General features: G+C 56.5%; 21 protein-coding genes. 12 read left to right on the top strand and 9 right to left on the bottom strand.

What is annotated here, in order from left to right; genetic code table 11:
- Positions 1-35: 35 nt before the first annotated feature.
- The 7 genes from KHU29_RS05560 to KHU29_RS05590 form a co-directional block, all read right to left on the bottom strand.
- On the bottom strand, positions 36-1490 hold the full coding sequence (locus tag KHU29_RS05560) for a DUF3426 domain-containing protein (RefSeq protein WP_211451690.1): 1455 nt from the start codon (positions 1488-1490) through the stop codon (positions 36-38).
- 10 nt (positions 1491-1500) lie between these two features.
- Positions 1501-2409 carry a 50S ribosomal protein L11 methyltransferase gene (prmA, locus tag KHU29_RS05565; protein ID WP_211451691.1) on the bottom strand — a complete coding sequence of 303 codons (909 nt, stop codon included), beginning with the start codon at positions 2407-2409 and terminating at the stop codon, positions 1501-1503.
- A gap of 65 nt (positions 2410-2474) precedes the next feature.
- Positions 2475-3857 carry an acetyl-CoA carboxylase biotin carboxylase subunit gene (accC, locus tag KHU29_RS05570; RefSeq protein ID WP_211451692.1) on the bottom strand — a complete coding sequence of 461 codons (1383 nt, stop codon included), beginning with the start codon at positions 3855-3857 and terminating at the stop codon, positions 2475-2477.
- Positions 3858-4073: 216 nt separating this feature from the next.
- On the bottom strand, positions 4074-4532 hold the full coding sequence (gene accB, locus KHU29_RS05575; protein ID WP_211451693.1) for an acetyl-CoA carboxylase biotin carboxyl carrier protein: 459 nt from the start codon (positions 4530-4532) through the stop codon (positions 4074-4076).
- 109 nt (positions 4533-4641) lie between these two features.
- A complete protein-coding gene (gene aroQ, locus KHU29_RS05580) occupies positions 4642-5079 on the bottom strand; it encodes a type II 3-dehydroquinate dehydratase (RefSeq protein ID WP_211451694.1) in 438 nt (145 codons plus the stop codon).
- Positions 5080-5208: 129 nt separating this feature from the next.
- Positions 5209-5730, bottom strand: a complete 522-nt coding sequence (locus tag KHU29_RS05585; RefSeq protein WP_211451695.1) for a TlpA family protein disulfide reductase — start codon at positions 5728-5730, stop codon at positions 5209-5211.
- Positions 5730-6383, bottom strand: coding sequence for a hypothetical protein (locus KHU29_RS05590; protein WP_211451917.1), 654 nt, complete (start codon positions 6381-6383; stop codon positions 5730-5732). Before KHU29_RS05590 ends, KHU29_RS05585 begins: the two co-directional genes overlap by 1 nt.
- Positions 6384-6604: 221 nt before the next feature.
- Between KHU29_RS05590 and mpl the strand changes: the two genes are divergently transcribed.
- From mpl to corA, 8 genes are all read left to right on the top strand, one after another.
- Positions 6605-8023 (top strand): UDP-N-acetylmuramate:L-alanyl-gamma-D-glutamyl-meso-diaminopimelate ligase, encoded by a 1419-nt coding sequence (gene mpl, locus KHU29_RS05595; protein ID WP_211451696.1) that lies wholly within the window; start codon positions 6605-6607, stop codon positions 8021-8023.
- Positions 8020-8616 (top strand): YqiA/YcfP family alpha/beta fold hydrolase, encoded by a 597-nt coding sequence (locus tag KHU29_RS05600; protein WP_211451697.1) that lies wholly within the window; start codon positions 8020-8022, stop codon positions 8614-8616. The genes mpl and KHU29_RS05600 overlap by 4 nt, the downstream gene beginning before the upstream one ends.
- Positions 8616-9278 (top strand): chorismate--pyruvate lyase family protein, encoded by a 663-nt coding sequence (locus tag KHU29_RS05605; protein ID WP_211451698.1) that lies wholly within the window; start codon positions 8616-8618, stop codon positions 9276-9278. The genes KHU29_RS05600 and KHU29_RS05605 overlap by 1 nt, the downstream gene beginning before the upstream one ends.
- Before the next feature lie 60 nt (positions 9279-9338).
- Positions 9339-11408 carry a ribonuclease catalytic domain-containing protein gene (locus KHU29_RS05610; protein ID WP_211451699.1) on the top strand — a complete coding sequence of 690 codons (2070 nt, stop codon included), beginning with the start codon at positions 9339-9341 and terminating at the stop codon, positions 11406-11408.
- A 170-nt stretch (positions 11409-11578) separates the two neighbouring features.
- Positions 11579-12478 carry a TonB C-terminal domain-containing protein gene (locus KHU29_RS05615; protein ID WP_211451700.1) on the top strand — a complete coding sequence of 300 codons (900 nt, stop codon included), beginning with the start codon at positions 11579-11581 and terminating at the stop codon, positions 12476-12478.
- Positions 12475-13314: a shikimate dehydrogenase gene (gene aroE, locus KHU29_RS05620; RefSeq protein WP_211451701.1), complete on the top strand. Its 840-nt coding sequence runs from the start codon at positions 12475-12477 to the stop codon at positions 13312-13314. The genes KHU29_RS05615 and aroE overlap by 4 nt, the downstream gene beginning before the upstream one ends.
- 59 nt (positions 13315-13373) lie before the next feature.
- Complete coding sequence (mtgA, locus tag KHU29_RS05625; RefSeq protein WP_211451702.1) at positions 13374-14069, top strand: monofunctional biosynthetic peptidoglycan transglycosylase; 696 nt, start codon at positions 13374-13376, stop codon at positions 14067-14069.
- A gap of 102 nt (positions 14070-14171) precedes the next feature.
- Positions 14172-15137 carry a magnesium/cobalt transporter CorA gene (gene corA / locus KHU29_RS05630; protein WP_211451703.1) on the top strand — a complete coding sequence of 322 codons (966 nt, stop codon included), beginning with the start codon at positions 14172-14174 and terminating at the stop codon, positions 15135-15137.
- A 71-nt stretch (positions 15138-15208) separates the two neighbouring features.
- On the opposite strand, the gene hemL is transcribed toward corA, so the two are convergent.
- Positions 15209-16492 carry a glutamate-1-semialdehyde 2,1-aminomutase gene (hemL, locus tag KHU29_RS05635; RefSeq protein WP_211451704.1) on the bottom strand — a complete coding sequence of 428 codons (1284 nt, stop codon included), beginning with the start codon at positions 16490-16492 and terminating at the stop codon, positions 15209-15211.
- A gap of 62 nt (positions 16493-16554) precedes the next feature.
- Positions 16555-17406, bottom strand: coding sequence for a bifunctional hydroxymethylpyrimidine kinase/phosphomethylpyrimidine kinase (gene thiD / locus KHU29_RS05640; RefSeq protein WP_211451705.1), 852 nt, complete (start codon positions 17404-17406; stop codon positions 16555-16557).
- Between the two features lie 98 nt (positions 17407-17504).
- Between thiD and KHU29_RS05645 the strand changes: the two genes are divergently transcribed.
- The 4 genes from KHU29_RS05645 to KHU29_RS05660 all read left to right on the top strand — a co-directional run bounded on the left by KHU29_RS05645 (position 17505) and on the right by KHU29_RS05660 (position 19321).
- Entirely contained in the window at positions 17505-17657 is a 153-nt protein-coding gene (locus tag KHU29_RS05645) for a rubredoxin (RefSeq protein WP_038495022.1), read from the top strand.
- A 160-nt stretch (positions 17658-17817) separates the two neighbouring features.
- Positions 17818-18234: a response regulator gene (locus KHU29_RS05650; protein WP_211451706.1), complete on the top strand. Its 417-nt coding sequence runs from the start codon at positions 17818-17820 to the stop codon at positions 18232-18234.
- Between the two features lie 66 nt (positions 18235-18300).
- On the top strand, positions 18301-18666 hold the full coding sequence (locus KHU29_RS05655) for a response regulator (protein WP_038485766.1): 366 nt from the start codon (positions 18301-18303) through the stop codon (positions 18664-18666).
- Between the two features lie 64 nt (positions 18667-18730).
- Complete coding sequence (locus KHU29_RS05660) at positions 18731-19321, top strand: chemotaxis protein CheW (RefSeq protein ID WP_211451707.1); 591 nt, start codon at positions 18731-18733, stop codon at positions 19319-19321.
- The last annotated feature ends 1 nt before the right edge of the window (position 19322 follow it).

Raw genomic sequence — 19322 nt, forward strand, 5'->3', positions numbered from 1 at the left:
CCACGGGGGAATTCACAACATCTACGAGTTTAGCATTATGGATAGTACAGATATACCCGGTAACCGGATGCCTTCAGCTGCAATAACTCAAACCCCAGTTTCACAGGCTGTTCCTGGTCACTGCCGAAGCCTTGAGCCGAGCTGGCCGATGCGTTCAAATAATCGTGAGGTGCAAATACCCGTCGCACTATTGCCTTCTCATTCGCATCGTTCAAGGTCAGCTCGATGTTGGGCCACGCTTGCACGGTGTCGCTGCGATTGCGCAGCAACAGGTTGAGTGAATACAGATTGCGCGCCGGATCCACTGCCTGCAGCTCATTGGCCTCGATCGAAATACTGTCGATTTTCATGGGCAGATCAACCGTACAGCCGATTTTCGCGCAGGCGCTGACCAGCGCCGGCTTGAGTTGCGGCATGCGTGCGGCCAGCTGGTCACGGAAAAAATAGGTCGACTGCCCAACCAGTCCAATCAACAATAGTGCGCCTATGCCCCACATGGCACCGCGTAGCGGGCCGCCGAGGCGCTGCCTGCGTCGTGCGCTCAGGACGAAGTCAGGTTCATCGCTGGCGTCCAGCTCGGGTTCGGCAGTTCTCTCGCGGCTGTTCTTCTTGCTGCTGTTTTCGTTGCCTTCAGTCGAGTTCAAGGAGGCTGCAGCAGCGGCGTTCTTTTCACCGCGCCATGGCTTACGTTGAAGCTCGTCGATGATGCGGTCGAGCTCATCGTCGTCGTCGGTGTGTGCGGTGCCATCTTTCGCGCCGGCTTTTGCCGTCAGCGGGTAATCGTCTTGTCCGGCAACGTGCATCAAGGTCATGCGCGCCATCTGATTGTCTTCGTCATCGTTATCGCTATCGCTATCGTCTACATGACGATGCCAGACATTCGGCGGCGGCGAACTGCTTGTCGGTTCGTCCGGATCGGTGGGAGCGGATGGCTTGATCAAGCCGAATGGCGTGTGATGCACATCGGCTGGCGCCGATTGACTGGTTTCTTCAGCAATGCGTAAATCTTCTTCGAGACCATCAATTGCGGCTTCTACCCGATCCGAAGTTGTGGTCCTCGTTTCGGGTGCGCTGACGATGAAGGGCTCGCTAATGCTAATCGCCGGTAGCGGGTGATCGGTAGCAGCCACGACTGCCGCCTCGGTCGCCGGCAGATGCTCCGGCTGTTGCTCGTGAACCGGCTGCGGTGCAATGTGAACGGCAGAGGCGGCAGCGGGCAATGATTCGCCATGCCGTGGTTCTGCCAAGGCCGCTTTATCAGCGACGACGGCATGGGTTTGAACGGTGTTGATTTCTTGCTCTGGCGCCGCTGCTTGGGTCGTCACCGGTGCTGCCAATGGAGTTGTCACATCGGGCCGCACCAGGTGTTCGATACCGTTGAAGACTTCGCGGCAGCTGCCGCAGCGAACCAGGCCGCCGCGCAGCTTCAGCTGGTCATTGGCGACCCGAAAGGTAGTTTGACAATGCGGACATTGGGTCGCGAGCGCCATGGCGTGCTGCTTACTTCAGGCTTCCGGACAACGCTACCCAGCCGTCTTGTTCTGCCCAGACGGTCAATGGAATCCACTGCGCGTAGGCGGCAATGACGTCATCTGCCTGTTCTGCCAGCACGCCGGACAGGGTCAGGCTGCCGCCGGCCGCGATGCGGCTGCACAGCATCGGCGCCATCAGCTTGAGCGGGCCGGACAGGATGTTGGCCACCACGATATCGAATACCTGCAGTGGGCTCCGGGTGCTGAAATCTTCCGGCAGATAATAGGCGACGTCGCAATGATTGCGTTCGCTGTTGTAACGCGCGGCATCGATCGCATGCGGGTCGATATCGACGCCGATGACCGTGCTGCTGCCGAGTTTCTTGGCAACCATGGCCAGGATCCCCGAACCGCAACCGTAATCGAGCACCGATTGCGGCTTCTGCAGCGGTACATGGATTTCCAGCCATTCCATGCACAGGCGGGTGGTCGGATGGCTGCCGGTACCGAAAGCCAGGCCCGGATCGAGCTCCAGGATCAGGCCGTTGGCGTCCGGGGCATCGTGCCAGCTAGGCACCACCCAGATGTTCTTGCCGATATGGATCGGTTCAAATTGAGATTGCGTCAGGCGCACCCAGTCCTGTGCCGCGACCGGGCGCAAAGAATAGGGCGGGACCGCGACGCCGCAAGCTTTGGCGGCGTTGCTGACGATAGCGTCATGATCGGCATCGACCTCGGCCAGAGCCACCACCCGGCTACGTTGCCAGGCGGCTTCCTTGGGTTCCATGCCGGGTTCGCCGAACAAGGGTTGTTCAGCGGCGGTTCCCAGGTCAGCATCTTCTACCGAAACCGATAAGGCGCCAGCATCCATCAACGCATCAGACAGCGTCTCGGCGTCGCTCAGTGCAACTTCAATAACAATTTCGGTCCAGCTCATCAGATGCCTTACTGTGTGTTGTGGATGATCACCCGAAGGTGATGATCCATATTTCTTTACTGCGCTTATTTCTTTACTGCCTTATCCGTTTCTTTCGCCACCACCGGCCGTTCGGCCAGCTTGTGTTCCAGATAATGGATGTTGGTGCCGCCTTCAATGAAACGGGCGTCGATCATCAGCTCGCGATGCAGCTGGATGTTGGTTTGTATGCCTTCCACTACCATTTCCGACAGAGCAATCTGCATCCGCTTGATAGCTTGCTCGCGGGTGGCGCCGTAAGAAATCACCTTGCCCACCATCGAATCATAATGCGGCGGCACGAAATAGCCTGCATAGGCATGCGAATCAACCCGGATGCCAGGGCCGCCAGGTGCATGCCATGACAGGATTTTGCCAGGAGATGGCGTGAATTTGAACGGGTCTTCAGCGTTGATACGGCATTCGATCGCATGGCCGGAGAGCTGGATGTCGCGTTGACGGAAACGCAGCTTTTCGCCAGCCGCAATACGAATCTGTTCCTGCACGATATCGATACCGGTGATCATTTCGGTGATCGGGTGCTCAACCTGAACCCGGGTATTCATTTCGATGAAGTAGAACTCACCGTTTTCATACAGGAATTCAAAGGTGCCGGCACCGCGGTAATCCATCTTGCGGCAAGCTTCGGCACAACGATCGCCGATTTTTTCGATGATCTTGCGCGGAATGCCTGGCGCCGGCGCTTCTTCGATGACCTTCTGGTGGCGGCGTTGCATCGAGCAATCGCGTTCGCCCAGCCAGACGGCGTTCTTGAACTGGTCGGCGAGGATCTGGATTTCCACGTGGCGCGGATTTTCCAGATACTTCTCCATATACACTTCCGGATTGCCGAACGCGGCTCCGGCTTCGGTCTTGGTCATAACGACTGCGTTGGCCAGCGCCGCTTCGGTGTGCACCACGCGCATGCCGCGTCCGCCACCGCCGCCGGCCGCCTTGATGATGACCGGATAGCCGATCTTGCGGGCAATCTTGACGATTTCCTTCGGATCGTCCGGCAACGCGCCTTCAGAGCCCGGAACACAAGGCACGCCGGCACGGATCATGGCTTGTTTGGCAGATACTTTATCGCCCATCAAGCGGATGTTCGCCGGCCGCGGGCCGATGAAGACAAAGCCTGATTGCTCGACGCGTTCAGCGAAATCGGCATTTTCGGACAAGAAGCCGTAGCCAGGGTGGATTGCCTCGGCATCGGTGACTTCTGCGGCGCTGATGATGGCCGGCATGTTGAGATAGCTCAGGCTGGACGGCGCAGGGCCGATACAGACCGATTCATCTGCCAGTTTCACATACTTGGCGTCACGATCAGCCTCGGAATGGACCATCACGGTTTTGATGCCCATCTCACGGCAGGCGCGTTGGATGCGCAAGGCGATTTCGCCGCGGTTGGCGATAAGGATTTTTTCAAACATAGTAATTGGTATATGCGTCGCTAAAAGTTAAGCGTTATCAAGCATTGGGTTGGTAACGCAGGGTAAGCAGGCCCCGCGTGAAGGCGGGAGAAAGCGAAAGACGGCGCTGCATTACGCTGCATTAACAACCGGAACGGCGAGATCCGTATGACGCGGATGCCGCCGTGCAGACTACTGGGTTGAGCTGTATCAGCCAATAAATAATTAGCCGATAAATTAGCCAATAATAAACAGTGGCTGGCCGAATTCGACCGGTTGGCCGTTTTCCACCAGGATCTTCTTCACTACGCCAGAAGCATCGGCTTCGATTTCATTCAGCAATTTCATTGCTTCGATGATGCACAGGGTGCCGCCTTCTTTGACTTCCGAACCGACTTCGACAAACGCCGGCGAGCCGGGAGCCGATGAACGGTAGAAGGTGCCAACCATTGGCGATTTGACAACGTGGCCTTCCGACACCGGTTCCACCGGTGCTGCGACGGCCACTGGCACCGGCGCTGCAACCTGGTATTGGGCCGGGTGTTGTTGTTGCGGTTGCATCATGACAACCTGGTTTTGCTGGGATGCAGACGACTTGACGATACGGACCTTGCTTTCGCCTTCGGTCACTTCAAGCTCTTCGATGTCTGACTCCGCGACCAGGTCGATCAGCGTTTTGAGTTTTCTCAAATCCATATGCAATCCTTCAGAATATATTAATGAAAAGCTATTTTCGTTTTTTTGACAGACAGCTCAGCGCAGTTGCAAGGAATCAGCAAAGACTCCGTAGCGACTGGGCTATCAACTAGAGTTTCTTAATGGCAAAATCAACTGCGGCGCGATAACCGTCCACGCCCAAACCGCAAATGACACCCACCGCGACTTCCGATAAATAGGAATGATGTCGAAATGCTTCTCGCTGGTGGATGTTCGAGATGTGGACTTCGACAAAACGGATTGCTACTCCCGTCAGTGCGTCGCGCAAGGCTACGCTGGTATGCGTAAGCCCACCGGGGTTGATCACAATAGCGTCGACGCCTTCTGTTTTGGCCGCATGGATGCGGTCTATCAGTGCGCCTTCGTGATTGCTTTGGAAGTGCTCAAGCCGAGCCCCGGCAGCAGTTGCCTGGACCCGTGCTGCTTGCTCGACGTCACTCAGCGTGGTCGAGCCGTAGACTTCTGGCTCTCTTGTACCCAGTAAATTCAGGTTGGGTCCGTTGAGTAGAAGTATATTTTTTGCCATGGAGATGGCGCTCCGTTTGACGATGATGGCCGCATTTTGCCGTCAAATGACGTTGACTGGCAAGGGGAAATTTGTTTCTGTTAAATTTCAGCGGGGCAATGTTAATTATTTTTCCCGAGGGTGCCAAGGCTACAGCAATCCCAGATCTTGTCGTAATTCGTCAAATTTAATGCTGCCCAGGTACATTTTTTTTACCTGGCCATCACGGCCTATCAAGACGGTAAAGGGCAGGCCGCCGCTCTGGTTGCCGAACTGCCGCAGCAGTGCAGTAGCGCCAGTGCCGGCTACATACAAGGGGTAAGAGATTTTGTATTTTTCTGCAAATTTAGCGATGTTATCTGCGGAATCGATACCGATGCCGACGATTTGAATATTCTTGGCCGCTATCTCGGTTTGCAGCGCATTCAGTTCCGGCATCTCTTCCACACATGGCGCACACCAGGTCGCCCAGAAATTGACGACCAGGGGTTTGCCCTTCCATTGCGACAATGCACTGGCCTTGCCGCTGGCGTCGGGCATTTCCTGGGCGAGCAGATTGGCTACCGCCACGCTTTCCGGGGATGCCGGCGTATGGCGTTGTACGCCAAAATAAATGCCGATCGCGCAAAATAGAATGGCAATCGGCACAAATATCAATATATTTCTTTTCATTAATCTTCTTTTTGATTGTCTTCTTGATTGATCAGGGCAAGTACCGCATTGAGATCGGCCCGCTCGGCCCGTTTACCGGATGCGGCCCTGATACTACCGCGCAAATCGTCCGTTTCATATAGCGTCAGATGCAGCCCCTCTTTTTTATACATGAAACTCACAGTTTCCACCGGATCGTTATTACCGCCGGTTTTAAGGGGAGGGCTGGTTGACAGCTCAAATTGTACATTCTTATTAAAAAGGAAAATTTCCACGTCTTTGGGGCTGTCGACAAACAGATGTATATAGATGTCCGAGTGTTCCCCGGCGGTGCCGTTGAGGACTGCGCCCGTAAGATAAGGCTTAAATTGAGTCAGCTCACCCATGATTTCGGCGGCGATCCGGCGCAAATGCAAGAGTCGCGCCGGTTGGGTGTCGGCAAAGAACAGTTCGTTATATGTACGCACTTCGTCTTCGATCTGGGCGTTATCAGGCAGGAATTCACCACGGATTTTACCGCCGCCTCGTTTGCTGCCGACGCATAGTTCCACCGCTTTGCGCTTCGCAGTGCCATAGTCGGCGCCGTCTTCGGCAATCATGCGGGCTGCTGCCGCGGCAATTTCCGCGCGCAGCTGTTCTAGTTCAGGTGAGAGATTGGATGTCATGACAGGCATGATAAAACGATTTGACGGCACCCGTCTTGCTGCCCGACGAATATGTAATTGAATAAGCAACTGAATTTGCAACTAACGCGGCTAAGCAGAATCTGACACTACTTGCCGGTTTTCGGTATTCCATTTCCTGCGTTTCACTTTTTCCAAGCGCTGTTACCGGGTGCGGCGGCCGCTCAGGTAAAATCACGGTATTCCTCTTTTCTGCATAGTGAAATTCTAGAATGCATATTCATATCCTTGGTATCTGCGGCACCTTTATGGGTGGTTTGGCGGTGCTGGCCAAACAGGCCGGACATAAAGTCACCGGCTGCGATGCCAATGTGTACCCGCCGATGAGCACCCAGCTCGAGGAGCAGGGAATTACTCTGATTCAAGGCTTCGGTGTTGAACAAACCGCTTTACAGCCGGATTTGTACGTAATCGGCAATGTTGTGGTGCGTGGCAATCCGCTGATGGAAGAAATCCTGAATCGCGGCTTGCCTTATATCTCGGGTCCGCAATGGATCGGCGAGCATATTTTGCGCGACAAGTGGGTACTGGCGGTGGCCGGCACCCACGGCAAGACCACTACTTCGGCGATGCTGGCCTGGATCCTGGAAGACGCCGGCTACGATCCGGGTTTTCTGATTGGCGGCGTGCCGATGAATTTTGGCATATCGGCGCGTTTGTCGGGTAAGGCCGGCGCAGGGACTAACGCAGCGCCGTCGTCATTCTTTGTCATCGAAGCCGATGAGTACGACACGGCATTTTTCGATAAGCGCAGTAAATTCGTCCATTACCACGCCAAGACCGCAATTCTGAATAACCTCGAATACGATCATGCCGACATCTTTCCCGATCTGGCTGCGATCGAAACGCAATTTCATCACTTGGTCCGCACCATCCCCGGCGTCGGCCGGCTGATCGTCAATCGCCGCGAACCGGCATTGCAACGCGTGCTGGACCGCGGTTGCTGGAGCGAAAAGGAATTTTTCGGCGGCGATCACGATCAGCAGGGCTGGTCGCTGCACACCCAAGACAATGGTCACTTTGAAGTAGGCTTCAATGGCGAACCGCAGGGTACGGTGCAGTGGGAGTTGAGCGGCGAGCATAACCGCATGAATGCCCTGGCCGCAATTGCCGCCGCCCGCCACGTCGGCGTGCCGCCGGCACAGGCCATCGACACCTTGTCCCGCTTTGAAAATGTTAAACGGCGCATGGAATTGCGCGGCAGCGTCCGCCAGATTGCGGTGTACGACGATTTTGCCCACCATCCAACCGCAATCGCCACCACGGTCGCCGGTTTGCGCAAGAAAGTAGGCGCGGCACGGATTCTGGCGGTGCTGGAGCCACGCTCGAACACCATGAAACTGGGCGCCATGAAAGAAGCACTGCCGGGCAGCCTGAGCGAGGCCGACCTGGTGTTCGGCTATGGCACCAAGGGTACCGGCAAGGATGCGCTGGACTGGGACCTGGCAGCTGCGCTGCAGCCACTTGGCAGCAAAGCGAGTACTTACGACCAGCTCGACCAACTGGTGGCGGCGATAGTAAAGGCGGCCGAACCGGGTGATCAGGTACTGGTGATGAGCAACGGCGGTTTTGGCGGCGTCCACCAAAAGATCCTGACTGCACTTTCTTTACCATTGCCGGAATTGCAATGATCTTGTATCTGCACGGCTTTCGCTCTTCGCCGCAATCGTTCAAGGCTCGTCTGCTAGGCGAACGCATGCAGCAGTCGGGGCGATCTGCCGAATACCTTTGCCCACAGCTGCCTGCCTCGCCCGCTGCCGCGATAGCGATGGCGCGTGACTGCATCCAGACTTGCGATCCAGCCGACCTGACCCTGATAGGTTCCTCGCTGGGCGGCTTCTACGCCACCTGGCTGGCTGAGCAGATTGGCTGCCGTGCGGTGTTGCTGAATCCGGCAGTCAAGCCGCCGCGCGACCTGGAAAAATATGTCGGCGTCAGCACGCAATATCATTCCGATGAGCCATTTGAGTTCAAACGCAAGTACATCGACGAATTGCAGGCTTTGCAGATCGAACAGATTACACGGCCGGAGCGTTATTTCCTGATTGCCGCCACCGGTGACGAAGTGCTGGACTGGCAAGAAATGGTCGGCCATTACCCGCAAGCGAGACAGCAGGTGATACAAGGCAGCGATCATGGCATCAGCGAATTTGCCGAGTATGCCGATACGGTGCTGGCATTTTGCGGGATTGCAATCGATCCCGCATCGACGGCGAGGGCCTGATGTCACGTTCCCGTACCCATGCCCAATGGCATGATCACGCCAACGGCGTCGATCCTTCCGATAATTTGCGCGATTGGCTGACCGATCGGGTCTCGCTGACCTATAAGCTGATGGCGCATTGCCAGCAGTTCCGGGTCCAGCGCCTGCGCCAGCAGCGCGCCATGTGTCTGGCTGAGGAATGGCAGTCGATCGGCTTGCCGCGCCGTCTTCAGGTACAGGAGCGGGATGTCTTGCTACGTTGCGACGACCGTCCCATGGTGTTGGGGCACACAGTGCTGGCACTCGACGCGACGACTACGGAATGGCCTTTTTTCGGTTCCCTCGGTGAGCGCTCACTCGGCACCACGTTGTTTGGCGATCCGCTGGTGCAGCGTGGACAGCTGCAATTTGCCCGCCTGTACGGCGATCATCCGTTGGTGCGGCGCATGTGCGTTGCCAGCGGCAAGGACAGTTTTCCTTATCCTTTATGGGCCAGGCGCTCGGCCTTCCGCCGCAAAACCGGCGTCATGCTGGTGACTGAAGTATTTTTTCCCGAGATCGAAGAGTTGCGGCGTGCGCGCCCGGACATAAAGGTGTTGTCTCCCGATTTTTCCATTGCCTCTGATCTGTCCCGGCATATCCATCCGGCTCATCAATTATTAACATTTGGCGCTGCAAGATAAACACAATAAGCACAAAGTGCTGGCAGCGGTATCATCAGAAATCCACACGTAAAGCATGCAATGAATCTATTTTTTGAAGAGTCCGGCGACTTTAAAGCAGGTGTCGTACTGTCGCAGCAAGGCGAGGCCTATCAGGTCGAACTGCAGTCGGGCAAGCGCAGCAAGGTCAAGTCCAAGGACGTGTTGTTGCAATTCACCACGCCGACACCGCAGCAATTGTTGGAAGACGCGCAACAAATCGCGCAACAGATCGAACTCGATTTTCTGTGGGAAGTCGCGGGCCAGGAAGAGTTCGGATTCGCCGAACTGGGCGCGGAATATTTTGGCCATGCACCGCTGCCGACGGAAGCTGCGGGTTTGTTGTTAAGCCTGCACACAGCGCCGATTTATTTTTACAAGAAGGGTAAGGGCCGTTACAAGGCGGCGCCGGAAGCCTCGCTGAAAGCAGCCCAGGCCGGCATCGAAAAGAAAAGACAGCAAGCCTTGGTCCAGGCCGAATACGTTGAGCAACTGAAGGCCGGGCAATTGCCTGATGTGATGAAGCCGCTGGCGCTGCAGCTCTTGTTCAAGCCTGACAAGAACAGCCTCGAATATAAGGCGCTGGAGGCCGCTTGCAACGAATTGCAGACTTCACCGCAACGTCTGATGCTGACGGTCGGCGGCATCGCCTCGCCGAAGGAATTGCATCTCTCCAAATTCCTGCTGGAATTTTTCCCGAAAGGTTCTGGATTTCCCAAGATCGCGATTCCTGCGGTGGCGGACCTGCCGCTGGCGCCGGTGCAAGCATTTTCTATCGACGATGTGACCACGACTGAAATCGACGATGCCTTGTCGGTGCAGACGCTGGCGGACGGCAAAGTGCGGATCGGGATTCATATCGCCGCGCCGGGTCTGGGTATCAAGCGCGGCGATGCGTTGGACGCGATCGCACGCCAGCGCATGTCGACCGTGTATATGCCGGGCGACAAGATCACCATGTTGCCGGACGAATTGGTAGAAGCGTTCACCTTGGCCGAAGGAAAAAACTGCCCGGCGCTGTCGCTGTACGCCACGCTTGATCCTGCCGACTGGAGTGTGATCGGCACAGAAACCAAGGCTGAGCTGGTGCCGATTTCAGCCAATCTGCGTCACAACACGCTCGACGAACTGGTGACTGAAGAAAATCTCGCCAACGATGCCGGCGACTATCCGCACAAGGCTGACATTGCCGTGTTGTGGAAATGGATACAGGTATTGGAGCAAGGCCGCATGGCCAAGCGTGAAAGTTTCGGCTTGCGGCCGGAGCAAAACAACCGGGTCGATTTCAACTTCTATGTAGAAGACGACGTGGTCACCATCGCGCGCCGCAAGCGCGGTGCGCCGCTGGACAAGATCGTCGCCGAATTGATGATCTTTGCCAACAGCAGCTGGGGCAAGCTGATGTCCGACCACGGCGTGCCGGGCATCTACCGTGCACAGGGCGGCGGCAGCGGCGGCTGGGCTGCCAAGATGCAGGTACGCATGGTCACCCACGCCGCGCCGCATCAAGGACTCGGGGTCGATCAATACGCCTGGAGCACTTCGCCCTTGCGTCGTTATACCGACCTGGTCAACCAGTGGCAGATCCTGGCCTGCGTCGAAGGTGGTGTCGCTGCGCCGTTGGTAGCGCCATTCAAACCGCGCGATGCCGATCTGTTTGCGATCGTCTCCGGTTTCGATGCTGCGTATTCTGGTTATGGCGATTTCCAGTCGAACATGGAACGCTATTGGTGCCTGCGCTGGCTGGGGCAGGAGCAAGCGCGCCAGGTCGAAGCGGCTGTGCTGAAAGATGAAATCCTGCGCCTGGCTGAGATTCCGTTGATCATCAAATTGCCAGGCATGCAACAGCTGGCGCGCGGAACCCAGGTCAAGCTGGATATTATCCGCTGGGACGAGGTCGATTTGACGGTCGAGGCACGCTTGCTGGAAGTCTGTGCAGCCCCAAGCGCCGATGCTGAACAGCAGGAGCCGGATGAGGATGAAATTTCGGAAGAGCTGGATGCTGCAATGGATATGCCGCATGAGGTGGTTGAAGCGCCTTTGGCGGATCAACCGGGTGAGGGCGCACCGGTCCCGGAAGGCGAGCCGGTGGTTGATACGAAGAGCCTGTAGGGTGGGCAGGTTTTTTTGCCCACGCGTTAGCGACGCAGGTGATGTCGAGTTCACGCGTGGGCACGATGTGCCTACCCTACGGATAAGCGCAGAAAGCAACGGTAAATTTCCCGTAGGCATCTCGCTTTGTCGTAGAATCCCTCTCTTTTATAGCGACTTTTAGCTCACGCGTGAAATCCTTTTTCCAAAATCGAATTCTGGTCGGCGCCATCGCGGCGTCGGTACTGGCGCATGCAGCGTTGCTGGCGGTACGGTTTGCGGCGCCGGAAGCCTTCAAGCTGAAGCCCACCGATCCTGCGCTGGAAGTGATCCTGGTTAACGCCAAGCACAATACCAGGCCGGTCAAGCCGGAGGCGCTGGCGCAAGCCAATCTGGATGGTGGCGGCAATGCCGATGCCGGCCGCGCCAAGTCGCCGCTGCCAGATATGCGCAAGTCGGAAGATGGCGACAACGTCCAGGCTACCAAGCGCCGGATCGAGCAGCTGGAACAGCAACAGCAGCAAATGCTGGCGCAAATGCGCAAGGACACGCCGTTGAAGATGCCGGCCATGGATCTGCACGACAAAGCCAGCGAGAACACGCCACAGCCTACCGGCAGCGATCTGGTCGAGAGCGCCAAGGCGATCGCCCGCAAGGAAGCGGAAATCGCCAAGAATATCGACGATTACAACAAGCGGCCGAAAAAGACGCAGATCACCCCGAGCACGCGTGCAGTCGGCTACGCCGCCTATTACAAGTCGTTCCAGGACAAGGTCGAAAAGCTGGGCACCTTGAATTTCCCGAAAAAGAACGGCAAGAATCTGTACGGCAGACTGGTGGTGTACATTCCTATTTACCAGGACGGCTCGCTGTATACGAGAGAGGGCGGTCCGAGAATCGAGCGTGGTTCCGGCAATCCTGACCTTGATCGTGCAACCCTGAAAATTATTGAGCGCTCCGCACCGTTCGGGCGCTTCCCCGAAAATATGCGCAGCAGCGGCAAAGACGATGTGTGGGAGGTTATCTCCACTTTCGAGTTTACCCGCGAGGGGCTGCTGGAAGCGCAACTGATGGGCGGGAGTAATCAATGACAGCTGTAACCCCATTTGCCGCCTACGTCGTGATCGGCAATCCGATTGCGCATAGCAAGTCTCCCGACATCCATGCGCGCTTTGCTGCCGCTACCGGTCAAGACATGAGGTATGCACGCTTGCTGGCGCCGCTCGACGGTTTTGTCGCGACGGTGCGGGAGTTCGTCGCGCAGGGCGGGCGTGGTGCCAATGTCACCGTGCCATTCAAGCTGGAAGCGTATGCGCTTGCCAGCAGGTTGTCGGCCCGAGCCAAGGCCGCAGGCGCGGTGAATACCTTGAAATTCGAAGGCGATGAAATATTGGGCGATAACACCGATGGCGTCGGCCTGGTCAACGATATCGTGTGTAATGCCGGTTTCGACCTGGCGCATAAAAAAATCCTGTTGCTGGGCGCCGGCGGCGCCGCGCGCGGCGTCATGCTGCCGCTGTTGGAGTGCCGGCCGGCGCAGCTGACGATTGCCAATCGCACCACCGCCAAGGCGCTCGAGCTGGTGCAGCAGTTCCAGCAATTTAGCGGCGACGATTGCACATTGAACGCTTGCGGTTTTGCCGAAGTACAGCAGCAATACGATCTGGTGATCAATGCTACCTCCGCCAGTTTGCAGGCCGAGGTGCCGCCAATTGCAGCCAGCGTATTCGGCCCGGCGACACTGGCCTACGACATGATGTACGGTGCGCAGCCAACCGTATTCATGCAGTTTGCTGCAACCCATGGCACTCAGGTGCGCGACGGTTTGGGCATGCTGGTAGAGCAGGCGGCAGAATCGTTTTTTGTCTGGCGTGGTGTGCGGCCGCATACCGACGCAGTATTTGCCGCGTTGCGCGCGCAGCTGTGAGTGTTTGTCTAATCGGTTGTTCAGTTGTTTGTTAAGTTAATTATTTGCAGGAAATCAAGATGAAGTCAGCTGGCAAAATTTTCCTGCGCTTATGCATGCTGCTGATCGCCGCAGTTCTGCTGTTGCAGGTTTATTTTTTCGTACAGATCTGGTGGTGGGTCGATCATAATCCTGGCTCCACCAGCTTCATGCGGCATCGCTTGTCGGAGTTGCAGGAAACCGTGCCTGACGCGCAGTTGCAATTCAAATGGGTGCCCTACGCACGGATCTCGACCAATCTGAAGCGGGCGATCATCGCCTCTGAAGACGCCAATTTCTCCGAACATGACGGCGTCGACTGGGATGCCCTGCAACAGGCCTACGAGAAAAATACCAAGAAAGGCAAGGTGGTGCGCGGCGGTTCCACCATCACCCAGCAACTGGCGAAAAACCTGTTCTTGTCCGGTGAACGCAGTTACCTGCGCAAGGGGCAGGAACTGATCATCACCTACATGCTTGAGTTCTGGATGGATAAGGAACGCATATTTGAAATTTACCTGAACGTGGTGGAGTGGGGCAACGGCGTTTTCGGCGCCGAGGCAGCGGCCCAGCATTACTTTAAAACTTCTGCCAGCAATCTCGGCGCCAGCCAGGCGGCGCGACTCGCAGTGATGCTGCCGAAGCCGCGTTTTTTCGATAAGAATCGCAACTCTGCTTATTTGTCGCAACGCACCGGCCTGATCTTGCGACGCATGGGATCGGCTGAATTGCCTTAATATACGGGCCTGCGAAAGTTGTTTAAATTGCAGCGAATGCCGATGATCGGGACGCACGAAATTTAACAGCAGCTTCTCTGAAAAACAGTCTCCGAGGTAAGCATGATCAATGTATTTGTTTTGCAAAATGGCCGCCTCAACCAGGTCAACATCGAGAGTCACAGCGACCTTGAGAAAGTGCAGCCGGTATGGGTCGACCTGACCGAACCGAACGACCAGGAGCGTGCCTGGGTCAAGAGCATTTACGGCGTGACCTTGCCAGGTGAAGACGAAGTCAAGGATATCGAGGCCTCCGCCCGCTATTACGAAGCCGAAAACGGCGACCTGCATCTGCGCACCGATTTTCTGTTTGAGGAAGACGACGGCCCGTCGTCGACCGTCACCGTGGCCTTTATCCTGGCGCGCAATATCTTGTTTTCGGTGCACGGAGAAGATCTGCCGGTGTTTCGCCTGGTGCGCATGCGTGCGCGTTCGCGGCCGGGGTCTATCAGCGACTACAAGGACGTTCTGCTGGATCTGTACCAGACCGATGCCGAGTACTCCGCCGACGCCCTGGAGGGTGTTTACAAGAAGCTGGACGAGGTCAGCCAGCGTGTACTGCAAAAGAAACTCACCGACCAGGCCGCAGCCGAAGCTTTGAGCGCCATGGCGCATGAAGAGGATTTGAACGGCCGGATCCGGCGCAACATGATGGATACGCGCCGCGCGGTAAGTTTCTTGATGCGTGGGCGCTTATTGAATGTGGATCAGTTTGAAGATGCGCGCCAGATCCTGCGCGACATTGAATCGCTGGACGGCCACACCGCCTTCCTGTTCGACAAGATCAACTTCCTGATGGATGCAACGGTCGGTTTCATCAATATCAATCAAAACAAGATCATCAAGATATTCTCGGTTGCGTCGGTAGCGTTTTTACCGCCGACCTTGATTGCCAGTATCTACGGCATGAACTTTCGCTTCATGCCAGAGTTCGACTGGTCTCTCGGTTATCCGTTTGCGCTGGTCTTGATGGTGTGTTCAGCGATCACGCCGTTCTGGTATTTCCGCCGGCGCGGTTGGCTAAACTAAGAAAGAAGGGTGGGCATGAATGCCCACGCCGAGGTGCAACCAACTGGGTGGGCATTCATGCCCACCCTACATTACGCCAGTTGCGCAAACGCGCCGCGCGCCGCCGCAATAGTCGCCTCGATCACCGCATCGTCATGCTGCGCCGATACAAAACCTGCCTCGAATGCCGACGGCGCCAGATACACGCCGGCGTCCAGCATCGCATGGAAGAATTTGTTGAACAGATCCTTGTTGGACGCCATCACCGCTGCGTAAGTGCCAGGCACCGTTTCCGCAAAATACAAGCCGAACATGCCGCCGATCGCATCGCCGCAGAACGTCACGCCGGCGTCCTTGGCGGCCATGCTCAGGCCGTCGACCAGTTTGCTGGTTTGCGCTGTCAGATTGGTATAAAACCCCGGTTCCTGGATCAGCTTGAGTGTACTCATGCCAGCTGCTACCGCCACCGGATTGCCGGACAGCGTGCCGGCTTGATATACCGAACCCAGCGGCGCCATATGGCCCATCAAATCGGCACGTCCACCGAACGCCGCCACCGGCAAACCGCCGCCGATCACCTTGCCCAGCGCAGTGATGTCCGGCTTGATACCGTACAGCGCCTGTGCGCCGCCCAGCGCCACGCGGAAGCCGCACATGACTTCATCGAAAATCAATACAGTGCCGTACTGCGTGCACAGGCGCCGCATGGTTTGCAGGAACTCCGGTGTGGCGCGTACCAGGTTCATGTTGCCGGCAACCGGCTCGACGATCACGCAGGCGATCTGGTCGCCCATGTCCTTGAAGGCATCTTCCAGTTGCTGGGTGTTGTTGTAGTCGAGCACCAGCGTGTGCTTGACGAAATCTTCCGGCACGCCGGCCGAAGTCGGATTGCCAAAGGTCAGCAAGCCGCTGCCAGCCTTGACCAACAGCGAATCGGCGTGGCCGTGGTAACAGCCTTCGAACTTGACGATCTTGTCGCGGCCGGTGGCGCCGCGTGCCAGGCGCAGTGCGCTCATGGTGGCTTCGGTACCGCTGGAAACCAGGCGCACTTGTTCTATCGACGGCACCAGCTTGCAGATCTCTTCGGCGATTTCAATTTCGCCTTGGGTCGGCGCACCAAAACTCAGGCCGCGCGCAGCCGCATCCTGTACGGCCTTGATCACGGTCGGGTGGGCGTGGCCGACAATTGCCGGGCCCCAGGAGCCGATGTAATCGATGTAGCGGCGGTCGTCGGCATCCCAGAAATAGGGGCCTTCGGCGCGCGTGATGAAACGTGGCGTGCCGCCCACGGAACGGAAGGCGCGCACCGGCGAATTGACGCCGCCAGGTGTGGTCAGTTGGGCGCGGGCGAACAGGGTATCGTTATTGGAAGTCATGTACTTAATCGTCGGAAATAAATGTGGGTAAGGTGCTGTTTCGAGAATCGCGCAACAAAAAATCAGGGGGCGTCGCCGACATCCTCGTCACGCCGTTCCAGGCCCTCTTCACGAGCCCAGAAATACCGGTCAGGGATCAGTTTCCCCATCCCCAGCCGTTGCGCGGCGGTGACTGCTGCCAAGGTGAATTCCTGCGCTTCGGAAACTGCCTCAGGTACGTCAAGACCGTTTGCCAGCATCGCTGCAATCGCCGCCGACAAAGTGGTGCCGGCGCCGCTGAACGAGCCGGAAACGCGCGGCCACGAGTCTTGCCGGACCACGCCCGATTCACTGAACAGGGTGTTGCCGACTTCGGCGGCCGAGGTTGGCGTGCCGGTGACGAACAAGTATTCGCAGCCGAGTTCGATGATGCGCATCGCGTCGACGCTCATCATGTCTTCGGACGACGGTTCGCGCCAGGTTTCCGCCAGGCGCGCCAACTCGACCGCCGATACCAGCATCACCGTGGTTTGCGGAACCAGCAGTTCGCGGATCGCGGTCAGCAAGTCTTCGCTGTCTTGCCCCTGATCTGGCATGGCCGACAAAAAAGGGTCTAGAATCAGCGGGATTTCCGGATAATCCGAGACAATCTCGGCGATCACCGAGACGCTTTCGATGCTGCCGACGGCGCCTACCTTGAAGGCAGCCACCGGCATATCCTCAAGCAGCACGCGGGCCTGGTCGGCTACCCAGTCGGCGTCGATTTGCTGGGTATCTTCGATCCGGGCGGTATCGCCGATCAGGATAGACGTGATGACAGAAAGGCCATGGCAGCCCATGGCGGAAAAAGTGGCCAGGTCGGCCTGAATTCCGGCAGCGCCGACGGGGTCGGCAACGCCGAAGGTCAATATAAGAGGAGAAGTTTGGTTTTGCACGGCGGGTAGATTAAGATATCCGACTTTGCATTTTACTTGATTGAAGGGTCGCCGCTGTGAGCAATAACGAAACTACCAAAACCGAGTACAAAACCTGGATGTGTCTGATTTGCGGCTGGGTCTATGACGAAGAAGCCGGTTTGCCGGAAGAAGGCATCGCGCCCGGCACGTTGTGGGACGATGTACCGATGAATTGGACATGTCCGGAATGCGGCGCGCGCAAAGAAGACTTTGAAATGGTTGCCATTTAAGCCAAATACCACATTTTCATTGTAGGAATATCAAGTTATCGTCTCAAGTTACAAAATAAATTGAACTTTATCGGCTACCCGTAAGAAACATTGTTCTAAGGAATGTCTTTCTTTGTTACAGTGACGCCGTAGATTTATTTGGATTGAATGAGACAATTTCATGACAACATCACTTGGCGGCGTCAACCTGAAGGTAATGGTGATTGACGATAGCAGCACAATCCGGCGGTCTGCGGAGATTTTCCTGAGCCAGGCTGGTTATCAGGTCGTACTTGCCGAAGATGGTTTCGACGCTTTGGCAAAAGTGAACGATCACAAGCCTGCGCTGATTTTCTGCGATATTCTGATGCCGCGCCTGGACGGCTATCAAACCTGCGCCTTGATCAAAAAAAGCGCTAAATTCCATGCTACGCCAGTGATCATGCTGTCGTCCAAAGACGGCCTGTTTGATCGCGCGCGCGGCGCCATGGTCGGTTCTGACGAATATCTCACCAAACCATTTACTAAAGACAGTTTGCTGAAGGCGGTGCGTCAGCACACCCAGACGGCGGACGGTGCTATCCCGGTTACTGCTTAAGGTACTACTCCTGAAGCAGGCTACTGATTTACATAATTTGAAGTACGAAGCAAACAAAGGTTGAACATGGCCATACAGAAAATTCTCATCGTCGACGACTCGCCAACCGAGCGTTATTTCCTGACCGATATCCTGGCGAAGGCCGGCTATTCAGTGTCGACTTCCGAAAACGGCGAAGGCATCCTGGACAAGATCAAGGCGGACAAGCCGCAGCTGATCCTGATGGATGTGGTGATGCCTGGCCAGAACGGCTTTCAGGTAACGCGCTCGATTACGCGTGACGACGACACCAAGGATATTCCTATCATCATCTGCAGCAGCAAGGGTTTGGAAACCGACCGTATCTGGGGCTTGCGCCAAGGCGCGCGCGATTACCTGGTGAAACCTATCGATCCCAAGGAACTGCTGGCAAAAATCGCGGCGCTTGGTTAATTGAAACGCTGCGAACGCCGAATTTAACGTTGCTGAATTCACGCCAAATGAGCGCCCAATCAATATGACCCAATCAAGCTCGCATCTGACGGCAGAAGCATCGCCTTCGTCGCTACCTGTCAACAAGGTCGCACTTGACGCCGATTCGCGCCGCAGCCGGCTGCGCGAATTCCAAACGCACTTGCTGGAGCGGATGCAAGCCGCGCGTAGCGGTATCGATGAGCAGGAAAATCAGCTTGGCTTGCTGATCGGACAAACGCGCTGGTTGTTGAATTTGCAAGAGGCGGGCGAAATCGTCGCCGTCGAGCAGATTTCGCGCGTGCCGTTGACTCACGATTGGTACCTGGGACTGAGCAATGTGCGCGGTACGCTGATCAGCGTGATCGATTTTGCGCGTTTTCAGGGCCATGGCGTGACGCAAATTGACAAGGAGTGCCGGATTGTTGCTTTCGCACCGACATTTTCGTTCAACAGCGGCTTGCTGGTTTCTCGTGTTTTGGGCTTGCGCAACGTCGCCCAAATGACCTTGCAGGCCGCGGATTCGCTGGACCAGGCAGGCGCAAGACGCTATCTCGATAGCGATGCGCAGGTCTGGACTGAGCTGAGCATGGCCCAAATCTTGCACGACCCTCGTTTTTTACAAGTAGGTTTATGAG

Origin of the sequence: Collimonas antrihumi (genome assembly GCF_018304965.1) — a bacterium.
GTDB lineage: Bacteria > Pseudomonadota > Gammaproteobacteria > Burkholderiales > Burkholderiaceae_D > Collimonas > Collimonas antrihumi.

What these genes read in the sequence shown, in the direction of transcription:
- KHU29_RS05560 (WP_211451690.1), bottom strand. Translation starts at nt 1,490, where the DNA reads ATGGCGCTCGCGACCCAATGTCCGCATTGTCAAACTACCTTTCGGGTC.
- prmA (WP_211451691.1), bottom strand. Translation starts at nt 2,409, where the DNA reads ATGAGCTGGACCGAAATTGTTATTGAAGTTGCACTGAGCGACGCCGAG.
- accC (WP_211451692.1), bottom strand. Translation starts at nt 3,857, where the DNA reads ATGTTTGAAAAAATCCTTATCGCCAACCGCGGCGAAATCGCCTTGCGC.
- accB (WP_211451693.1), bottom strand. Translation starts at nt 4,532, where the DNA reads ATGGATTTGAGAAAACTCAAAACGCTGATCGACCTGGTCGCGGAGTCA.
- aroQ (WP_211451694.1), bottom strand. Translation starts at nt 5,079, where the DNA reads ATGGCAAAAAATATACTTCTACTCAACGGACCCAACCTGAATTTACTG.
- KHU29_RS05585 (WP_211451695.1), bottom strand. Translation starts at nt 5,730, where the DNA reads ATGAAAAGAAATATATTGATATTTGTGCCGATTGCCATTCTATTTTGC.
- KHU29_RS05590 (WP_211451917.1), bottom strand. Translation starts at nt 6,383, where the DNA reads ATGCCTGTCATGACATCCAATCTCTCACCTGAACTAGAACAGCTGCGC.
- mpl (WP_211451696.1), top strand. Translation starts at nt 6,605, where the DNA reads ATGCATATTCATATCCTTGGTATCTGCGGCACCTTTATGGGTGGTTTG.
- KHU29_RS05600 (WP_211451697.1), top strand. Translation starts at nt 8,020, where the DNA reads ATGATCTTGTATCTGCACGGCTTTCGCTCTTCGCCGCAATCGTTCAAG.
- KHU29_RS05605 (WP_211451698.1), top strand. Translation starts at nt 8,616, where the DNA reads ATGTCACGTTCCCGTACCCATGCCCAATGGCATGATCACGCCAACGGC.
- KHU29_RS05610 (WP_211451699.1), top strand. Translation starts at nt 9,339, where the DNA reads ATGAATCTATTTTTTGAAGAGTCCGGCGACTTTAAAGCAGGTGTCGTA.
- aroE (WP_211451701.1), top strand. Translation starts at nt 12,475, where the DNA reads ATGACAGCTGTAACCCCATTTGCCGCCTACGTCGTGATCGGCAATCCG.
- mtgA (WP_211451702.1), top strand. Translation starts at nt 13,374, where the DNA reads ATGAAGTCAGCTGGCAAAATTTTCCTGCGCTTATGCATGCTGCTGATC.
- corA (WP_211451703.1), top strand. Translation starts at nt 14,172, where the DNA reads ATGATCAATGTATTTGTTTTGCAAAATGGCCGCCTCAACCAGGTCAAC.
- hemL (WP_211451704.1), bottom strand. Translation starts at nt 16,492, where the DNA reads ATGACTTCCAATAACGATACCCTGTTCGCCCGCGCCCAACTGACCACA.
- KHU29_RS05645 (WP_038495022.1), top strand. Translation starts at nt 17,505, where the DNA reads ATGTGTCTGATTTGCGGCTGGGTCTATGACGAAGAAGCCGGTTTGCCG.
- KHU29_RS05650 (WP_211451706.1), top strand. Translation starts at nt 17,818, where the DNA reads ATGACAACATCACTTGGCGGCGTCAACCTGAAGGTAATGGTGATTGAC.
- KHU29_RS05655 (WP_038485766.1), top strand. Translation starts at nt 18,301, where the DNA reads ATGGCCATACAGAAAATTCTCATCGTCGACGACTCGCCAACCGAGCGT.
- KHU29_RS05660 (WP_211451707.1), top strand. Translation starts at nt 18,731, where the DNA reads ATGACCCAATCAAGCTCGCATCTGACGGCAGAAGCATCGCCTTCGTCG.